The 18,448-nt window shown below is 38.6% G+C and carries 17 protein-coding genes and 1 tRNA gene; 11 read left to right on the plus strand and 7 right to left on the minus strand.

What is annotated here, in order from left to right; genetic code table 11:
• Positions 1-7 precede the first annotated feature (7 nt).
• Together gpmI and FNW07_RS10440 are read right to left on the minus strand one after the other, a co-directional pair.
• Positions 8-1,528, minus strand: coding sequence for a 2,3-bisphosphoglycerate-independent phosphoglycerate mutase (gene gpmI, locus FNW07_RS10435; protein WP_126745050.1), 1,521 nt, complete (start codon positions 1,526-1,528; stop codon positions 8-10).
• Positions 1,529-1,695: 167 nt separating this feature from the next.
• Positions 1,696-4,128, minus strand: coding sequence for a DUF5916 domain-containing protein (locus FNW07_RS10440; RefSeq protein WP_126745046.1), 2,433 nt, complete (start codon positions 4,126-4,128; stop codon positions 1,696-1,698).
• A gap of 456 nt (positions 4,129-4,584) precedes the next feature.
• On the opposite strand from FNW07_RS10440, the gene FNW07_RS10445 reads away from it, so the two are divergent.
• Positions 4,585-5,301: a murein L,D-transpeptidase catalytic domain family protein gene (locus FNW07_RS10445; RefSeq protein ID WP_126745047.1), complete on the plus strand. Its 717-nt coding sequence runs from the start codon at positions 4,585-4,587 to the stop codon at positions 5,299-5,301.
• On the opposite strand, the gene FNW07_RS10450 is transcribed toward FNW07_RS10445, so the two are convergent.
• Together FNW07_RS10450 and FNW07_RS10455 are read right to left on the minus strand one after the other, a co-directional pair.
• Positions 5,296-6,822 (minus strand): murein L,D-transpeptidase, encoded by a 1,527-nt coding sequence (locus FNW07_RS10450; protein WP_126745048.1) that lies wholly within the window; start codon positions 6,820-6,822, stop codon positions 5,296-5,298. The two genes, FNW07_RS10445 and FNW07_RS10450, sit on opposite strands and share 6 nt — an antisense overlap.
• Positions 6,823-6,895: 73 nt before the next feature.
• Positions 6,896-7,336 carry a GNAT family N-acetyltransferase gene (locus FNW07_RS10455; RefSeq protein ID WP_126745049.1) on the minus strand — a complete coding sequence of 147 codons (441 nt, stop codon included), beginning with the start codon at positions 7,334-7,336 and terminating at the stop codon, positions 6,896-6,898.
• A 158-nt stretch (positions 7,337-7,494) separates the two neighbouring features.
• Here FNW07_RS10455 and FNW07_RS10460 point away from each other — a divergent pair.
• A tRNA-Gly gene (locus tag FNW07_RS10460) sits at positions 7,495-7,567 on the plus strand.
• Positions 7,568-7,643: 76 nt separating this feature from the next.
• Here FNW07_RS10460 and pepE read toward each other — a convergent pair.
• Complete coding sequence (gene pepE, locus FNW07_RS10465) at positions 7,644-8,351, minus strand: dipeptidase PepE (RefSeq protein WP_126744147.1); 708 nt, start codon at positions 8,349-8,351, stop codon at positions 7,644-7,646.
• Positions 8,352-8,513: 162 nt separating this feature from the next.
• Here pepE and FNW07_RS10470 point away from each other — a divergent pair, with 162 nt between their 5' ends.
• The 6 genes from FNW07_RS10470 (at position 8,514) to FNW07_RS10495 (ending at position 13,891) form a co-directional block, all read left to right on the plus strand.
• On the plus strand, positions 8,514-9,281 hold the full coding sequence (locus FNW07_RS10470) for a hypothetical protein (RefSeq protein WP_126744148.1): 768 nt from the start codon (positions 8,514-8,516) through the stop codon (positions 9,279-9,281).
• A 59-nt stretch (positions 9,282-9,340) separates the two neighbouring features.
• Complete coding sequence (locus FNW07_RS10475; RefSeq protein ID WP_255512753.1) at positions 9,341-10,054, plus strand: hypothetical protein; 714 nt, start codon at positions 9,341-9,343, stop codon at positions 10,052-10,054.
• Positions 10,055-10,103: 49 nt separating this feature from the next.
• On the plus strand, positions 10,104-10,607 hold the full coding sequence (locus FNW07_RS10480; RefSeq protein ID WP_126744150.1) for a DUF6702 family protein: 504 nt from the start codon (positions 10,104-10,106) through the stop codon (positions 10,605-10,607).
• A 57-nt stretch (positions 10,608-10,664) separates the two neighbouring features.
• Positions 10,665-12,917 (plus strand): M1 family metallopeptidase, encoded by a 2,253-nt coding sequence (locus tag FNW07_RS10485; RefSeq protein WP_126744151.1) that lies wholly within the window; start codon positions 10,665-10,667, stop codon positions 12,915-12,917.
• 69 nt (positions 12,918-12,986) lie between these two features.
• Positions 12,987-13,313, plus strand: coding sequence for a twin-arginine translocase TatA/TatE family subunit (locus FNW07_RS10490; protein WP_126744152.1), 327 nt, complete (start codon positions 12,987-12,989; stop codon positions 13,311-13,313).
• Positions 13,313-13,891 (plus strand): phosphatase PAP2 family protein, encoded by a 579-nt coding sequence (locus FNW07_RS10495; protein WP_126744153.1) that lies wholly within the window; start codon positions 13,313-13,315, stop codon positions 13,889-13,891. The genes FNW07_RS10490 and FNW07_RS10495 overlap by 1 nt, the downstream gene beginning before the upstream one ends.
• A gap of 115 nt (positions 13,892-14,006) precedes the next feature.
• Here FNW07_RS10495 and FNW07_RS10500 read toward each other — a convergent pair whose 3' ends face one another.
• Positions 14,007-14,648 carry an O-methyltransferase gene (locus tag FNW07_RS10500; RefSeq protein WP_126744154.1) on the minus strand — a complete coding sequence of 214 codons (642 nt, stop codon included), beginning with the start codon at positions 14,646-14,648 and terminating at the stop codon, positions 14,007-14,009.
• Between the two features lie 80 nt (positions 14,649-14,728).
• Here FNW07_RS10500 and rlmN point away from each other — a divergent pair, with 80 nt between their 5' ends.
• Positions 14,729-15,772 (plus strand): 23S rRNA (adenine(2503)-C(2))-methyltransferase RlmN, encoded by a 1,044-nt coding sequence (gene rlmN / locus FNW07_RS10505; protein WP_126744155.1) that lies wholly within the window; start codon positions 14,729-14,731, stop codon positions 15,770-15,772.
• 50 nt (positions 15,773-15,822) lie between these two features.
• Here rlmN and FNW07_RS10510 read toward each other — a convergent pair whose 3' ends face one another.
• The gene (locus tag FNW07_RS10510; protein ID WP_126744156.1) at positions 15,823-16,656 is read right to left on the minus strand and encodes a hypothetical protein; all 834 of its coding nucleotides are present in this window, start codon (positions 16,654-16,656) and stop codon (positions 15,823-15,825) included.
• A 131-nt stretch (positions 16,657-16,787) separates the two neighbouring features.
• Between FNW07_RS10510 and FNW07_RS10515 the strand changes: the two genes are divergently transcribed.
• Complete coding sequence (locus FNW07_RS10515; protein ID WP_126744157.1) at positions 16,788-17,765, plus strand: polyprenyl synthetase family protein; 978 nt, start codon at positions 16,788-16,790, stop codon at positions 17,763-17,765.
• Between the two features lie 107 nt (positions 17,766-17,872).
• The gene (locus FNW07_RS10520; protein WP_126744158.1) at positions 17,873-18,442 is read left to right on the plus strand and encodes an RNA polymerase sigma factor; all 570 of its coding nucleotides are present in this window, start codon (positions 17,873-17,875) and stop codon (positions 18,440-18,442) included.
• Positions 18,443-18,448 lie beyond the last annotated feature (6 nt).

The raw sequence follows: 18,448 nt of genomic DNA on the forward strand, positions 1-18,448 counted from the left end.
TTTTAATTTAGGCGATTAAAGAATTTCTATTCATTATTTCCGGTTTTTGAATGCCCATCAAGTCTAAAACAGTGGGAGCAATGTCTCCCAAAACCCCATTATGGATGTGTTTTATTTCCTTATCGACCATAATAATCGGAACCGGATTGGTAGTGTGTGCCGTATTAGGGCTTCCGTCAGGATTAATCATAGTTTCGCAATTTCCGTGGTCTGCGATGACGATGGTGGTGTAATTATTTGCCAGTGCTGCTGTAATCACTCTTTCGACACATTTATCCACCGCTTCACAGGCTTTGATAGCGGCTTCCATAACTCCGGTATGTCCCACCATATCTCCGTTGGCAAAATTAAGACAGACAAAATCCACTTCCCCTTTTTCGAGTTCCGGAACTAATGCGTCTGCTAATTCATATGCACTCATTTCCGGTTGTAAGTCGTAAGTGGCTACTTTGGGGGAATTCCGCAGAATCCGGGTCTCGCCTACAAAAGGCTGTTCCCTTCCGCCTGAAAAGAAAAAAGTAACATGCGGGTATTTTTCTGTTTCGGCAATGCGGATTTGTTTTTTGTTGTTTTTTTCGAGGACTTCTCCTAATGTTTCGGTGACATTGTCTTTTTCATAAACGACATTCATTCCGGTAAAAGTATCATCATAGCGGGTCATCGTTACATAATACAAATCCAGTTTATGCATATTGTGTTCGTGGCAATCCATCTGAGTCAGCACTTCAGTCAGCTGTCGCCCGCGATCGGTTCTAAAATTGAAGAAAATCACGACGTCATTTTCCTCTATCGTGGCTAACGGTTGGTTGTTATCATCCACCATGATAATCGGGTGAATGAATTCGTCAGTAATGTTTTTATTGTAATTGTCATGAAGCGTGTCAACAGCGTTTTTGGAATGGGTTCCTATGCCGTTTACCAATAAATCGTACGCTGTTTTTATTCGTTCCCAGCGACGGTCACGATCCATAGCATAATACCTGCCGACTATTGAAGCTAGTTTTACGGTTGTGTTTTTGATGTGGTTTTCGATACTTGAAATAAATAAAGTACCGGATTTTGGGTCCACATCACGGCCATCAGTAAAGGCGTGAATAAAGACTTTTTTGAGTCCGAATTCCTGAGTCGCATCAACAAGTCCTTTCAGGTGGTTAATATGGGAATGTACACCTCCGTCTGAAACCAATCCGAGTAAGTGCACTTTTCTATTGTTGGTCTTCGCGTATTGGAAAGCATCCAAAAGGACTTTTTCCTGATGTAGGGTTTTGTTTTCTACGGCGAGGTTTATTTTTGGTAAATCCTGATAAATAATACGGCCGGCGCCAAGATTCATATGCCCAACTTCTGAATTTCCCATTTGTCCTTCGGGAAGCCCGACATTGAGACCGTCTGTGCGGAGTTCCGCTATGGGATAGTTCGCATAAAGACTGTTGATGAATGGAATATTGGCATTGTCAGGCGCTGAAACTTTTGGGTCCGGGGATTTCCCCCAACCATCCAGAATCATTAATATTACTTTTTTGTTCATTTTTTGGTTTTTAGCCCTGATGGAAGTGAAAAGCTTTTTGAAAGGATGACTTCTTTTTTCCTGAATAGGAAAAGCGACCAACGGAAGCTCTTTTGATATTCCTGGAAAAAAAGCCATACTGAAAAAACTTGTAACATACAGCAGGTTTCAGCTTCAAAAATAAGCAATTAAAACCAGTTTTTAGCCTGGTTATAATCAATAAAATATTTAACGCTTATTGAAAAAACATGGCTCAAAGCGTCATTATTAAGTAAATGGGTTACGTTTTGATCAAAGCGTTTGTTGATTTCCCTTTCGAAGTTCCCCGCATTGTTTCGGTATAAGACAGAAACCTGGCTTCCGGGGGCAAACCACCACGAGTAGGATAAATCGACATTCCAGGAATTGAAACTGGAATTCTTGTTTTTCGTGTAACTCACATAATCGCTAAGCCTGCCGTTTTGTTCTAATGAAAGGAAGTTTTTATTATCCGCATAGGACCAATAGTGACGCACCGACAGATTTAAATTCATCTTGCTGTTGACAGAATATTTTCCCGAAAGTGTATTGGAGTAGGTAATTACATTCCTGTTTGCAAAAATAATAGTATTGGGGGTCGACGCATTATTATCGTCATCAATACTGTCCACCCAGCCTTTGTTGTTGTTTTGCCTGAAAAAGTTGAAATAATAATTCATAGAAAATTTATCGTTGAACCGATACCTCGGGCCAAGGGAAAAGCCGTAAGAATCTCTTTCGGTTTCGTTGAATTTTGCATAAGACGGATTGAAATCAATAGCAAATTTATAGTTGTAATTGGATGAAAAATAGAACCAGCCGCCAATTTTTTCGGGTGTAATTACATATCTGTTTTCGGCGCGTGGTTCGTAATAATTAAACGATTCTAAGGCATTGTAGTCGATTCCGAATCCGAAATAATGATTTTTCTTGTTTTTCAGATTGACATTCATATTGATGTTATTTCCCTGCAATTTCCCGGTTTCTTTCTGGAATTGTGAAAAAACATTTATCGCACTATTAAACGAATTGAAATACTTCGTAGGATTTAAAATCCTGTAAGTGGTAAATCCATACAATACATAATAATTGGTTTCGAAATTGATTCCGAGGTCATTATTGTCATAATCTTTTGTAACCAAGTCTGCGCCAATTCCGGAGCGATAGTTCCCGCTTGTTTCGTTAAGATTTACTGTTGTTGACACGCCTTGTTTTTGTTCGGCATCGTTTCTATAACTGTATTTGTAATTACCTGAAAGATTGTAGGTGTTTTTCCTGGTGTTTAAGTCCCATACCAAAGCCGAGACGTTGGCATCATAAAAACTCCCATCCCTGATGACATTAGTGTTCACGAATGAAACGGATGAGTTTTTATTAAACCTTTGATCGAAAACCAATACATTATAATTGGTTAACGGATCGACCAGCAGGTGCGCGGTTTCGCCGGTACCGGTATTTCTGACTTTGGCAATAGTGTTTTCCGTTATGGCATTTAAAACCCCGATTCCTAATCCGTTTTTGGTTCGGCCCGAAATCTTAAAGGCATTGATGAGGCTGACGTTATTGGGATATTCTGAAATTTCAATATCAGACGGTAAGGCTGCCCGCAAAGTTCCATAATCTAACACGGGATTTCCGCCAATTCTTCGGGAATAAAAGAGATTTCCTTTGCTGAACAAATCCGTTCCTTCGGTAAAAAAAGCACGGTTCTCGTTGAATTGTTGTTCAAAAGGACCTAAGTTTAAGACTTGCTCATCATATTTGGTCTGTCCAAAATCAGGAACCAGAATCATATCCAGTGTGAAGGCATCATTAATACCATATTTGATATCCAGGCCTCCCTTTATTGTTCCTTTGGTTTTATTTACCGCATTTGCGTCTGCATAATAAGAGGCATAGGGCAATAAGAACAACCTTGTGGGTGGTTTGATATTTTCGATTCCTTCCAGGATACCTGTTTGTTGCGTGAAAGTACCCAATTTGGAATCGATGAAGTTCCACGAATATTTTTGGCGGTCCCTTTGGATGTTCCTGAAAAAATTGATGCCCCAGGTTTGTTTCTTTTCGGGAGAAAAACGTAGGGCAGCATACGGAATGCGCATTTCAACTACCCACCCAAAATCGGTGATTTTTGCCTTGCTTTCCCAAACGGCATCCCAGGAAAAGTCTTCCCCGTTAGAATCAGTGGCAACGCAATCGAGCTGACCATCTGCTGCAGAAACAAAAAAACGAAAATCTTGTTGACCGTCGTTGAATCCGTTGATGAAAACGGCAAAAAAATCACTCGATCCCAAATCATCGCGTTGTGCAATTTCTTTGAAAATCTTATCGGGTTGGTCATCATATAATAAAACACCAACGTACACGGCGTCATTGTCGTATAGAACTTTGACTTCGGTTTTTTTTGTGTCGGCAATAGGTTTACCGTTATCTGGTTCAAACATGACAAAGTCGGTGGCGGCTGGTACGGTACTCCATCCTTCTTCATTAAGATTACCATCGATAGTTATGTCGGTGGCAACAGATTTGGTTTGTAATACCTTCTTTTGTCCATAAATGCAGGAACATAAAAAAAGAAAACTGACTAATAAAATTCTTTTCATTGGGGTTTGATTGATATTGATTGATGACGAGCAAAATTATCGATAAATCTTACATTTGCAACGATTTTATAGTTTTATTAAGAAGTTTGAAACGGTTCTTCCATATGTAGCTTTATAATGGACGTTGTTACAAAGCACAATTTATTTTAAATATTTTATATTGTAAAGCGTTAAAAAACAGCTTTTTAATGTGAAAATTATTGCAAGAAGAAGTTAAAATTGGTCACATTTGTCGCTTTTTGCGCTTTTTATGGCAATAATGCGTGCTAAGGCCCGTTATATAACGGTCTGCATTAAATGTATGATGTTAAATCGATAATAATTTTGGCTTACCGAGTTGAAAAAATATCGACAAACTGTTAAATTTTACCGATTAAATGCAAAAAAATATTTGAAGTTCTAATTATTTTTATATTTTTGGCTTCAGAAATTAATAATGCAACACATACATTACCAATGATTTACAAAATACTGCCTTTACTAGTTTTCTTTTTGTCTTCGTTTACCTCAAATGATATAAATACGACAAAACGCATCGATTCCAAATTGATTGCCAGTACCACCGAAACCAGTTTTGAAATGAAAGTGGCTACTATATATAATAATCTGCATGCCAACAATTTAGCTTTGCCAAAACTGGAAAGTTTCAGCAAGGCTCTGGAAGGGTTTTATGACTTGAGAGACAAAGGATTTATTACTAAAAATGTTCTGACATTGATCGATTTCACATTATCCTCTAATACTAAGAGATTGTGGGTTATTGATTTGAATACCAATACGATTCTATATAACTCTTTAGTTGCTCACGGAAGAAATACCGGTGAAGAATTTGCCAATAGTTTTTCAAATTCAGCGGAGTCATACAAAAGCAGTTTAGGGTTCTACGCTACAGGTGAAGTCTATAATGGAAAACACGGTATGTCATTGAAGTTAGATGGTTTGGAAAAAGGCATCAACAGCAATGCAAGAAACAGAGGCGTAGTGATGCATGCCGCGGATTATGTTTCGAATGGTTTTATTCAAAATCATAAAAGATTGGGAAGAAGCCAGGGTTGTCCTGCAGTTCCCGGAGAATTATCAAAAGAGATCATCAATACAATCAAAAACAAATCTTGTTTGTTTATTTATCATCCCTCTGCAAATTACAAAGCATCTCCTAGGTTTGTCTCATAATTTATTATACAAATCGGCATCGAGATTGTAAATGTCATCTCTAAAAATGAGAGTATCATCCTGGCACCAAGCTGTCCAGTATAATATATGAATATTTACTTCTTTTCTAATAGGTGCCTGGATTGTTTGTGCTTTTTGTAATGTCGTGGTAATTTTTTCCAAATTCCAATTCACCGGGTCATCCAGTAAATATTCTGTCAGTTCCAACGGATTGTTTACACGTACACAACCTGAACTCAAAGACCGGCCTGTTTTTTCAAAATAATCCCGATGGTTGGTGTCATGTAAATACACCGCAAACCGATTGGGGAAAATCAGTTTCACCATTCCCAGTGAATTGAAAGCTCCCGGGGTCTGCACATAACGGTAATTTTTAGCTTGTGAAAGCTGCCAGTTTTCAGGACTTACAACATTTCCTTTCTCATCGTATATGATAATATTCATCTCGGCCAAATAACTGCGACTTTTTAAAATTTCCGGTATTACATCTTCTCTTAATATTGTAGGAGGAACCGTCCATGTAGGATTAAAGACAGCATGGGTTAATGTTGAAGATAAAATAGGTGTAGCTCTTTCGGCCCTGCCCACAATTGCTTTATGAGAACGGATCGTATCGGAACCTTTAACCAGCGTTAAACGGAAATCGGGAATATTGATGATGATGTATTCGCTGCCCATATCTCTCGGATACCATTTCCAGCGTTCTAAATTGGCAATAATTTGCTGTTTCCGATCTTCTTTTGTGTAATTCAGAGAAGCGATTGTCCCCATTCCTATAATTCCGTCCACAACTAACCCGTGACGCCATTGAAACTTTTTAACAGCGTTAACAGTGAGAGAGTCATAAAAGGTCGTTAAACTATCTGATGCTTCCAAATCGTGCCAGTAAATTAGTCTTTTTTTAATGTTGATCAGTAAACGATTGTCACTATTGGGAACGATGCTTTTGGCAATGTTTATTTTTTTAAAGGGATCGTCAGGATAAGTGTTGATGATTTGCAAAGCTTTTTTTAGCTTTTTATAGATGCTATGCTGGGGTTTTAGGGTTTCTAGTTTTTGTGCTAATGAATCCCCGGTCTCTAATCGAAGCATTATAGTATCGATTTCTATTCGATTTTCTTTTAAATCCCAATCCGCATATAACTTTCTGGGATTAAGTTTCCCGTTAGTCAAATGAGAAATGTATTTTTTGAGATTTCCGGATAACAATAAGTTATACTTTAGTATATCAGTTTCAGAGATCGAATCCATCATTTCATATTTTTCAAGCTTTTCAATCTGGTAATTTTTGGGATTAAGGCCCTCTTCGTCTGATTTTGCTAAAACGGTAATAAGTAATTTTCGTTGGTCAACTGTCCATTGCGTGTTTTTAGTTGACTTTTTGATAACGTATTTAGGCGTTTTAGTGGTGTCGGCCAATACATGGTTATTGGCAATAGAAAGTAAATACCCTTGAGGAGTTTGGAATTCTTTTGGCGTAAGCGAGAAAAAACAAACCATTATAAGTAAAAGTTTAATCATAGCCGGTTATTTTATACAAGTTACTCGTTTATTAGATTATTTGAAAGCAAGTTAGCTAAATTTTAAGTGCCAATTATTGCATTCTTTTGAAAAGCACATAATGAGTTCCCACATCTGTTATTTCAAAGGCTTCTCCCGTAATTTCATAGCCCAGCTTCTGATAAAATCCCACAGCAGTAATCCTCGCATTAAACCAAATCAATTTGCCGTTCCGGGTCTTTACAGATTCTTCTGCATATTTCATCAATGATTCTCCCAACCCTTTTTTCTGCTGATCCTCCAACACTGCCATGCCTCGAATCTGAAATTGCCGCTCATCAGTAAATAAAGGATGCCGTTTTTCGAAAACCGAAATTGCGCCAACCAGATTATGATTGATAAAAAGGCCAAAATGATGGGTTGTGGGTAATTCGTCGTTATCAAAACGGCAACTTTCTATAGGTTTCCCTTGCCGAAGCACCGGGTGTCGGACCGAAAACGTTTCACTTGCAGCGATTTCTTTAATGATTTGCATGTTTTGTCAAATTATATTTTTGTTGTTATAAGAGATAACAATTTCATAATAAATCCGTTATACTTCAGTTGCGGGCCGATAAATAAAATTCTGCTATTTTTTTTCAAAAAAAACTTGCATCTAAACTGATTTATTATTTATATTTGCACCGTTGTAATGCGAAAGTAGCTCAGTTGGTAGAGCTCCAGCCTTCCAAGCTGGTTGTCGCGAGTTCGAGCCTCGTCTTTCGCTCTTCATAAAAACCGAAACGTATGTTTCGGTTTTTTTTGTTTTAAACCCCTCTCCTAAATAGGCTGATAGGTTTTTTTTAATTCAAAAAACGCAAATCGCTGCCGCTTTCCAATTCTTCTGCAGTTACATTTTGACGAAATAATCGGGCCGTCAGGTTTCCTTTTAAAATAATGGAATTCCCTTTGACTTCCAACCAGCTTCCTTCCCTCAGTCCTAAAACCGGCAGATTATTAAACTGATGAAATTCTTTGATTCGGGTTTCACGGGTTTCCCCCATATGTGTCGATTGAGCATCGGCATCCAAATAATGCGGATTGAGATTAAAAGGGATTAATCCCAAAGTCTGAAAACTCGGAGGATAAATAATCGGCATATCGTTGGTGGTCTGCATGGTCAGTCCGCAGATATTACTTCCGGCACTGGTGCCAAGATAAGGTGTTCCGTTTTTTACCGTATCGGCGAGAACATCCATTACGTTATTTTTATACAATTGGGTAACCAGTAAAAAAGTATTTCCTCCGCCGGTAAAAATTCCTTCCGCTGTAACAAGTGCTTCCGTTGGATTTGCAAATTCATGAATGCCCTGCACGGCAATATTTATTTTGGCAAAAGCCGCACGGACATGCTCTGTATAGGCATCATGCGAAATTCCGCCAGGTCGTGCATAAGGTATAAAGAGTAATGTTTTGCAAGTATTGAAATGACTTTTCAGGGTAGGCAACAGGTAATCCAGATATTCGCCGTCATGCAATGTTGAGGTACTGGCTATAATACAGTTTTTCATTTTTGAATAAGATTCGATTACTTCAAAATTACGGTATTTTATAAATCGTGGTTCGATAATGCCAGTTATTTATTAACACAACTTTACGATGTTGTTAATATTTAATTTAGAAGGCATTAGAATACTTTTACCAATCCAAGCGACCTGTTTTGGAGCCTACTTATGAAAAAAATTAGTATCACTTTTTTAATGTTTTTCCTGATTTCTCCAATTTGGGCACAGGAAACCCATCGCCCTGCATTGCATGGTAAAATTACTGCAGCCACTTCTGATGTTGAAGGGATATACGTTATCAATATGAAAACAGAAAAAGCCGTCATCACTACAACTGGCGGATATTTCACCATCCCTGCCGCAGAAGGGGATACGCTGATGTTTTCTGCGGTACAGTTCAAAGGAAAAAGAGTGGTGGTGTCCAAAGATGGTTTGAACAACAATCTGATGTTTGTCTACATGGAATTGATGGTCAACCAACTGCGTGAAGTGGTCGTGAATGAATATGCCCATATCAATGCGGCCGCTTTGGGAATTATTCCAAAAGACCAGAAATCGTATACGCCCGCTGAACGAAAACTGAAAGCTGCCAATGGCCTGGCTCTTGCGGGAAATGGTGATGGGACTACAGGTGGTTCATTTTCAGCAGATCCGTTGCTGAATATCTTTTCAGGACGGACGGCCATGCTGAAGAAAGAACTCGAAGTGGAGAAAAAAGAATTCTGGCTACAGAAATTGGACCAGATGTTTGAAGTAAGCCATTTTGTCGAAACCCTTAAAATCCCGTCAGATTATGTCAAAGGATTTGAATATTATATCGTAGAGAACAATACTTTCGTCGAATCGCTGAAATCTAAAAATAAAATAATGGCCACATTTTTGATGGGAGAACTTGCTGTCAAATATAACGAAATGATTGCCTGTGAAGAAGAGTAGCGTTTTTGAGCTACTTTTGCCTTTTATTTCGGATGGAAAAAATAAAGAACAGATTTCTTGTGAATAAGACTACTACCATTCTAATTTATGTGTTTTTGCTTTCGCAGATAGCGATTGGGCAACGCCTCAATGAAAAGTGGATCCATGGAAAAATTCTAGCGGATTCTTCGTCTGTCGAAAAAATTGACGTGGTGAATCTTGCCAATGAAAAAGTCACAATGACCAATAAGGCGGGCGAGTTTTTCATATTGGCGCAGCTGGATGATGTGCTGGTTTTTTCTGGGATTCATCTCGAATTTAAAAGAATGCTCGTGGATGAAGATGACATGAAATCGGATATCGTAATCGTAAAGATGGTTCCCAAAATTAATGAGCTGAACGAAGTAATCGTGCGCCGTGATGCTTCAGAAGGCAGAAGTATTATCCCGGGAATTAAGACCTATACACCAGCCGAACGTAAATTATATACCGCACAGTCCGGACTTCTGGACGCTCCCATAAACTGGATATCAGGCCGGACTGCGATGCTTAAAAAAGAAGTGGTGGTTGAAAGGAAAGAGCGCTTAATCGCAAAAGTGGAATACCTTTATCAAGATACTTATTATACCGAAACCCTGAAAATCCCATTGAATTATATTCGGGATTTCCAATACTATATCATTGAAGATGCTCCTTTCGTAGCTGCCCTGAAAGCTAAAAACAAAACCATGATGCTATTCCTGATTTCCAAATTAGCTGTAAATTATAACCATCTTATTGGGGATGTCAAGTGAATTCTGTAGCGAAAACCCTGGAATTTAAAAATATAATTACTTTAGAGAAATGAAAAAACGCATTCTATACATTTTCATCGGACTGTTTTTTTTGACCTTAACCTCGTTTAATGTCCATAAGTTCTATGTCTCCATTTACCAGATCAATCATGCTCCGGAAAAAAAAATGCTCCAGATTACTTCCCGCATTTTTATGGATGATATGAACGATGTTTTGTTTCAGAATTACAAGCAAAAAACGCATATCGGGGAAAAAGATGAATCTCCCGAAGATGTGCTTTTAATGAGGAAATATATCCTGGATCATTTTTCGGTAAAAGTAAATGGCCAGCAAAAAAACATTAATTATCTGAGTAGCGAAGTGGAAGGGAACGTCATTATCTGCTATTATAACATCAAAGAAGTTTCCAAAATTAAAACCTTTGAAATCCAAAATACGGTATTGCTCGATTTGAATTCGGATCAGCAAAATATCATACAAATAAAAATTAACGGAAAAAAACAAAGCCTTTTATTGACAACCGACAATGTAAATGGTGTGTTAAAACAGTAGCAAAAGCGTATTTTGAGGTAAAAATAATTACTTTTATAGCTTGAAATTAATATGATTATGAAAAAAATCTGTTCTGCACTATTCGTCCTTCTTACCTGCTCCTTGAATATATCTGCTCAGGAAAGCAAAGAAACACCAAAACCGAGAGAGGCCGGTCATGAAGATGGTAACAAATTCAGACAAATGTATGATTTGCTGGCGACTCCCAATATGTACAGAACGGCATCCGGTGCGCCCGGTCCGGAATATTACCAGCAGCAGGCCGATTATAAAATCGATATCGAGCTGGATGATAAAAACACCAAACTATACGGTACCGAAACGATAACCTATACCAATAATGCCAAAGAATCCCTTGAGTATCTTTGGATTCAGTTGGATCAGAATATTATGGCGCGTACTTCCAAAACGCCATTGGTAGAGAACAGTAAAATTGATCCTGCCATCAGTGCTGCGGGTTTTTCAAGAAAATATTTGGAGGATAAATTTGACGGCGGATTCAAAATTGACTACGTAAAAGATATCAAAGGAAACCCAATGTCGTATACCATCAACGAAACGATGATGCGTATTAATTTGGTAAAACCATTGCGCCATGGCGAAAAAATCGCCATGAATATCAAATGGAATTACAACATCAATAACTATATGGTTGATGGGGGCCGTTCCGGATACGAACATTTTAAAGATGGAAATAACCTCTATGTTTTGGCCCAATTCTATCCAAGAATGGCGGTTTATAATGATGTGGAGGGATGGCAGAATATGCAATTCTGGGGTAGTGGCGAATTTGCTTTGCCTTTTGGGAATTACGAAGTGAATATTACAGTTCCGGCGGATCATATTATGGAAGCTACCGGGGTTTTGCAAAACCGCAAAGAGGTTTTTACACCCGAACAGGTGAAAAGATACGAACTGGCTGAAAATTCATTCGAGAATCCTGTTATAATTGTTACTCAGGCCGAGGCAATGGTAACTGAAAAAGGATTTTCCGACAAGAAAAAAACCTGGAAATTCAAGGCTGAAAATGTTAGGGATTTTGGAATCTCGACATCCCGAAAGTTTATATTTGACGCGATGGCCGTGAAATTGGGTGGTAAAACGGTAATGGCTACATCTGTATATCCGAAGGAAGGTAACCCGCTATGGGAACAATATTCTACCAGAGCCGTTGCGCATACGTTAAAAAGTTACTCCAGTTATACTTTCGATTATCCATACCCAAAAGCAGTTTCAGTAAATGCGCAGGACCAAGGAATGGAATATCCAATGATCTGTTGGAATTTTGGTCGTCCGGATGAAGATGGAAAATATACCGACCGTGTAAAATACGGAATGTTAGGGGTAATCATTCATGAAGTAGGACACAATTTCTTTCCAATGATTGTCAATTCAGATGAACGTCAATGGACCTGGATGGATGAAGGCTTGAATACCTTTATGGAATACCTGGCGGAAATCTCTTGGGAAGCTACTTTCCCCGTGGACAGAGGTCCGGCTAAACTGATTGTTCCTTACATGAGTGGGGACCAAAAAAATATCGACCCGATTATGACCAACTCGGAAAGCGTCAAACAATTTGGTAACAACGCCTATGGTAAACCTGCTGCAGGTTTGAATATTTTGCGTGAAACCATTATGGGACATGAACTTTTTGATTATGCGTTCAAAACTTATGCCAACCGTTGGAAATTCAAGCACCCGACACCAGAAGATTTCTTCCGTACGATGGAAGATGCATCCGGAGTGGATTTGGACTGGTTCATCCGTGGCTGGTTTTATACGACCGATTTTAACGATATCGGGATCAAGGACGTTAAGCAGTACTTTGTTAGTAATGAAGCTCCAAAAGGAGTTAAAGCGCCAGCTCCGTCCCGAAGAAATCGTTTGAAAACGACAGGGCCAATGGTGTATATGGTAACTGCCGGCAATGAAGATTTTAAGCCTGAAATGAACAAAGCTTTGGATATTAAAGAGGTAAAATCGCTGGATGAGTTTGTTCAGTCTAATTTTAAACCGGAAGAAATAGCCAAATTAGCTTCTCCTAAATATTTCTACGAAGTCACTTTCAACAAACCCGGCGGATTGGTAATGCCAATTATCGTTCAGTTGGTCTTTGAAGACGGTACTTTAGAAAATCAGACATTCCCGGCACAAATCTGGAGAATGAATGATGCCGAAGTGACCCGTACCTTTGCGACCTCTAAAGCGGTTTCAAAAATTATTGTCGATCCAAAAGAAGAAACTGCCGATATTGATAAGACCAACAATACCTGGCCGAAAGAAGAATTGAAATCTAAATTTGATTAACATTTAATTATAACGGATTTTAAAAATTGCTTTTCAAAAACTTTGTAACTTTGCAACAAAACAATTGATATGTTTGGAATTGGTGGCGGTGAATTGATTTTCATAATGTTTATAGTACTGATGCTTTTCGGGTCTGATAAGATTCCTGAAATTGCCCGTACTATGGGGAAAGCTATGGCACAATTGAAAAATGCCACAAACGATATTAAAAGCGAAATCCAAAAAGGCGCCGAAGCCAATGGTTTGGATACAAAATCGTTGACAGATTACACTGGAGATATTACCTCAGAAATCAATAAGGCCAAGGACAATCTTCTCGGAGATGCCACTACACAAATCGAGAAAACAAAAGAAGAAATTGGCGATATTACAGGTCCTATTAAACGTCAGATGTAATGTTGGAAAAATTACTGGACCTCGATAGGCAATTATTTATGTTACTGAATGGCTGGGGCTCCGAAACGTATGACGGACTTTGGCTATTTATCACCAAACAAATCAACTGGATTCCGTTTTTTATCCTGTTGGCATATCTCATCATCAAAAAACTGGGCGCGAAGCAAAGCTTGATCCTGATTATTTTTGTCGCGCTTCTGATTGCCGTTACAGACCAGTCCACGAACTTCGTAAAAAATAGTTTCCACCGACTTCGTCCATCCAGTAATCCCGATATCAATTTACTGATACGGGCAGTACAAAAACGGAATTCATTCAGTTTCTTTTCGGGCCATGCCGCTAACACAATGGCTGTAGCCACAATGCTGTTTCTGCTGATGAAACCATATTACAAATACTTCTGGTTTATTTTCTTCTGGCCGCTAATCTTCGCCTATAGCCGGATCTATCTTGGATTGCATTATCCATCAGATATCCTTTGCGGGTACCTTTTCGGCCTGCTGACAGGGTCCCTAATGTTTATTGGATATCAGACTGCACAGAAAAAGTATTTCCCAGCCAAAATTGAGGAGCTGTAAATTCATCTGGTTCAATAACCTGAATTCCTGCTGTCCGCTATATCCACGCAGAAAAAGCGCGGGATGCCGCTTCCATCAGGGCTAATTCTGAATAATTTGTCTGTAATGAAAATCTTTAAAGCACACGACTAACAGTCAGTCCATCACGGATAGGCAGTAACACTGTTTCCACACGAGGATCATTTTTTAACACCTGATTGTATTCTAGCAACACTTTGGTGCTGATGTCATTCGGTTGCAATGCTTCCAGAACCTTGCCACTCCACAATACATTGTCGGATAATATAATTCCGCCTTTATTCATTTTCGGAACCATAAGTTCAAAATAATTCAGGTAGTTTTCTTTATCGGCATCAATAAAAACCAAATCAAATTTCAGGTCCAAAGCCGGGATGATATCCACCGCCTCCCCTAAATGTTGTATAATTTGTTTTCCCCAAGGCGATTTGTCAAAATACTTCCGCTGGAAATCCACCAGTTCTTCTTTGATGTCAATCGTATGCAGCGAACCATTTTCCTGCATTCCTTCACACAAACACAATGCTGCATAACCGGTATAAGTGCCAATTTCAAGGATATGGACCGGTCGGATCAGTTTGGATAACATACTCAGGACACGGCCCTGAAAATGCCCGCTTAACATTCTGGGTAACAAAATCTTCTGATACGTTTCCTTATTAAGTGCCGCCAATAATTCCGGTTCCTTTTCGGAATGCTGTTCAATATAGTCTTCTAATTCCTGCGAAATGAAATGCATTGTTCTAAATTTTTCACAAAATTACAAAGAACCAAATTTACAAAGAACCTAAACTTCAAAATAGTTACTAACTTTGCGCCATGCAAACGGAGAAAAAAGACATTAGAGCCTTATCAAAAGATCAATTGCGCGATTTTTTTGTAACCCATAACGATAAAGCCTTTAGAGGCAATCAGGTTTATGAATGGTTATGGAGCAAAGGTGCACACAGTTTTGATGATATGACAAATGTTTCCAAAGAAACGCGCACGATGCTCGAAGACAATTTTGTGATCAATCACATTAAGGTCGATACGATGCAGCGCAGTTCGGATGGAACCGTGAAAAATGCCGTTCGTCTGCACGATGGATTAGTGGTGGAATCCGTTTTGATTCCCACCAATACCCGCACAACCGCCTGTGTTTCTAGTCAGGTAGGATGCAGTCTGGATTGTAATTTCTGTGCTACGGCACGTTTAAAAAGAATGCGAAATCTGGAACCTGCAGAAATATATGATCAGGTTGTGGCCATTGATAAAGAAAGCCGTTTGTATTACAATCATCCGTTGTCGAATATTGTTTTCATGGGAATGGGGGAGCCGTTGATGAACTACAACAATGTGCTTAAAGCCATCGAAATGATCATTTCGCCGGAAGGATTAGGAATGTCCCCTAAAAGAATTACGGTTTCGACTTCGGGAGTACCTAAAATGATAAAGAAACTAGCAGATGATGAGGTAAAATTCAAATTAGCAGTATCGCTGCATTCTGCAATTGATGATATCCGCGCCCGGATTATGCCGTTCAGTTCTAATTTTCCACTGAAAGATTTGCGGGAATCGTTAGAATACTGGTATTCGAAAACCCGAAGTAAAATCACCTACGAATACGTGGTCTGGAAAGGAATAAATGACAACAAAGAGTCAATTGATGCGTTGGTGAAATTCTGTAAATATGTGCCCTGCAAAGTCAATTTAATTGAATACAACCCAATTGATGACGGAGAGTTCCAGCAAGCGTCGCCTGAAGCTATCGATGCCTATATCGATGCTTTGCAAGCCAGTGGTATTGTTGCGAAAGTACGCCGAAGTAGAGGGAAAGATATTGATGCCGCCTGCGGGCAATTGGCAAACAAAGAAGTATAAAAAAACGTCCTGAAATTAATCAGGACGTTTTTTTTGTATTTATTTCAGACTTAACCTAAAGTTATCGTATGTGCAACACCGTTAATGGTCACTACTGCAATATTATCGCAGGATCCGTCTCCGTAATCTAAAGTTGCAGTTACGTTATTTCTGGTAACTGTCAGTACGCCGCTAACAATATGGTTGCAATTCATACGGATTCTTAAAGGCGTTGTAATGGTCGAGTTTTGAGTTCCACCATTTGGCAACGTGGTCACCCAGCTTCCGGTAATTAAAAATTCATTATCCAACCAAACATCAGGTGTGTCGTATCCTACCACCATTTCTCTGACACGGTTCCCTACGCGAGTGTATACATTTCCGTTTACAAGTGTAAAAGTCATGTGGATCGTCATGTTGGCAACAGGGTGAAGGTTCGCGTTTGCATTGGTGCTTTCTAAAGTTCGAACAACAGTATTATTCCCTTCAATCAAAGTGTTGTTGTGGTAGAAATGTAAAAAACTGTAATGGATTGTATGAGTAGACTGATTGAAATCAGTGCTGCCGCTAACGATGATTGTCCCTCTTAAACTATTCCCGTTTGGCATATCGCAACCGGTAGTTCCAAAATCAATAGTTCTGGTCCAGGTATTACCTGTAACGACGGTAGTTACTGTTGCACACGATGGTAAGATACTTGCGGGTACGACCATTTTTGAATTTTCCTGAACATTATACTGGTCGTCAATTATTTTCGAAACATCATCTGCCGCAGCATCCATTTTGGCATTTGTCATTGTTTCTTCTGAGGTAAGCGAAGAGCTGTTTCCTTCATCGTCCTTATTGCAACTTGCAAAAGTTAATAAAAACAGTGTCATTCCGAATAATAAAATTTTTGCTTTCATACGGTTTATAATTTTAAGTTTTATTTAAGACTTTCATAAAGATAAAAGGTTTAATGCAATAATTGAAAAAAAACACACAAATTTTCAACTTTTGCAAGTATAAATCTTAAAATTGTATCTTTGGGACATCAATGAAAATAACAGAGCAAATAAAACAGCCCATTCTTCAGGAGATGGAACTTTTCGAAACAAAGTTTCATGATTCAATGACTTCAAATGTGGCGCTGCTTAATCGTATCACGTATTATATTGTCAATCGCAAAGGAAAACAGATGCGACCGATGTTCGTATTCCTAACAGCGAAAATGGTTTCTGAAGGCGTAATTAATGAAAGAACCTATCGTGGAGCATCGGTAATAGAGTTGATTCATACAGCAACTTTAGTGCACGACGATGTAGTGGATGACAGTAATCGCAGAAGGGGTTTTTTCTCCATTAATGCCCTTTGGAAAAATAAAATTGCCGTTTTGGTGGGAGATTATTTGTTGTCCAAAGGCCTGCTGCTTTCCATTGACAATGGCGATTTTGATTTACTTCGGATTATCTCGGTAGCCGTTCGCGAAATGAGCGAAGGTGAGCTACTTCAAATTGAAAAAGCCCGCCGATTAGACATTACCGAAGATATTTACTACGAAATCATCCGCAAAAAAACAGCAACCCTTATTGCAGCTTGTTGTGCTTTAGGTGCCAAATCAGTAATTGAAGATGATGTCCAGGTCGAGAACATGCGTAAATTCGGTGAACTCATCGGAATGGCTTTTCAGATTAAGGATGATTTGTTCGATTATACCGAAGATGCCATTGGTAAACCAACCGGAATTGATATCAAAGAGCAGAAAATGACGCTGCCGCTGATTCATGTATTGAACAACTGTTCTACAAAAGATAAAAACTGGATCATCAATTCCATCAAAAACCATAATAAGGATAAGAAAAGAGTTAAGGAAGTAATTGCGTTTGTGAAAAATAACAACGGACTTTCGTATGCCGAAGAAAAAATGGTTCATTTCCAGCAGGAAGCTTTGCAACTTTTAGAAAATTATCCCAATTCGACCTATAAAGAAGCCCTGATTCTGATGGTTAATTATGTTATCGAAAGAAAAAAATAACCCTTAACTATAAGGGGTTTAGAAGAAAATTTTATTTTATTTGATTTCAGTGCAACCATTGTTCAATCATTCTCGTCTATACTAATAGAAACACTTTAAACTCTATTTTGAAAGTAATCGACTTACATCAATCGCAAAAAGAAATCATTGCATTGGCATTGGAAAACAATCGCCAGGCCCAGCAAAAGATTTATATGCAATTTGCGCCAAAAATGTTGAGTGTGTGCCGACAATACATCAAAGATTTGCATCATGCCGAAGACATCATGATTACAGCGTTCATGAAAATGTTTACGCATCTTAAGAATTTTGAGCATAAAGGAAGTTTCGAAGGATGGATTAGGAAAATTATGGTAAATGAATGTATTTCTGCCATCAGAGTTCATAAAAAAGTAAGCTTTTTAGAAGAAGAATACTATTACGAAGAAAGTTTCAATCCGATTGAAAGCCATTTAAATGTAGATGATATCCAATTTCTTATTGATGCCTTGCCCGATGGATACCGAATGATTTTTAACCTCTACTCTATTGAAGGCTATAAGCACAGAGAGATTGCAGCCCTTTTAGGAATTAACGAAGGAACATCGAAATCGCAATTATCACACGCCAAAAAAATGCTTCAGGAGCAGATTGCCAAGCGAAATAATTTTGAAGTCAGCTACACAAGTGTTGATTAATTTAAA

It is taken from the genome of Flavobacterium sp. GT3R68 (assembly GCF_007109225.1).
Lineage (GTDB): Bacteria > Bacteroidota > Bacteroidia > Flavobacteriales > Flavobacteriaceae > Flavobacterium.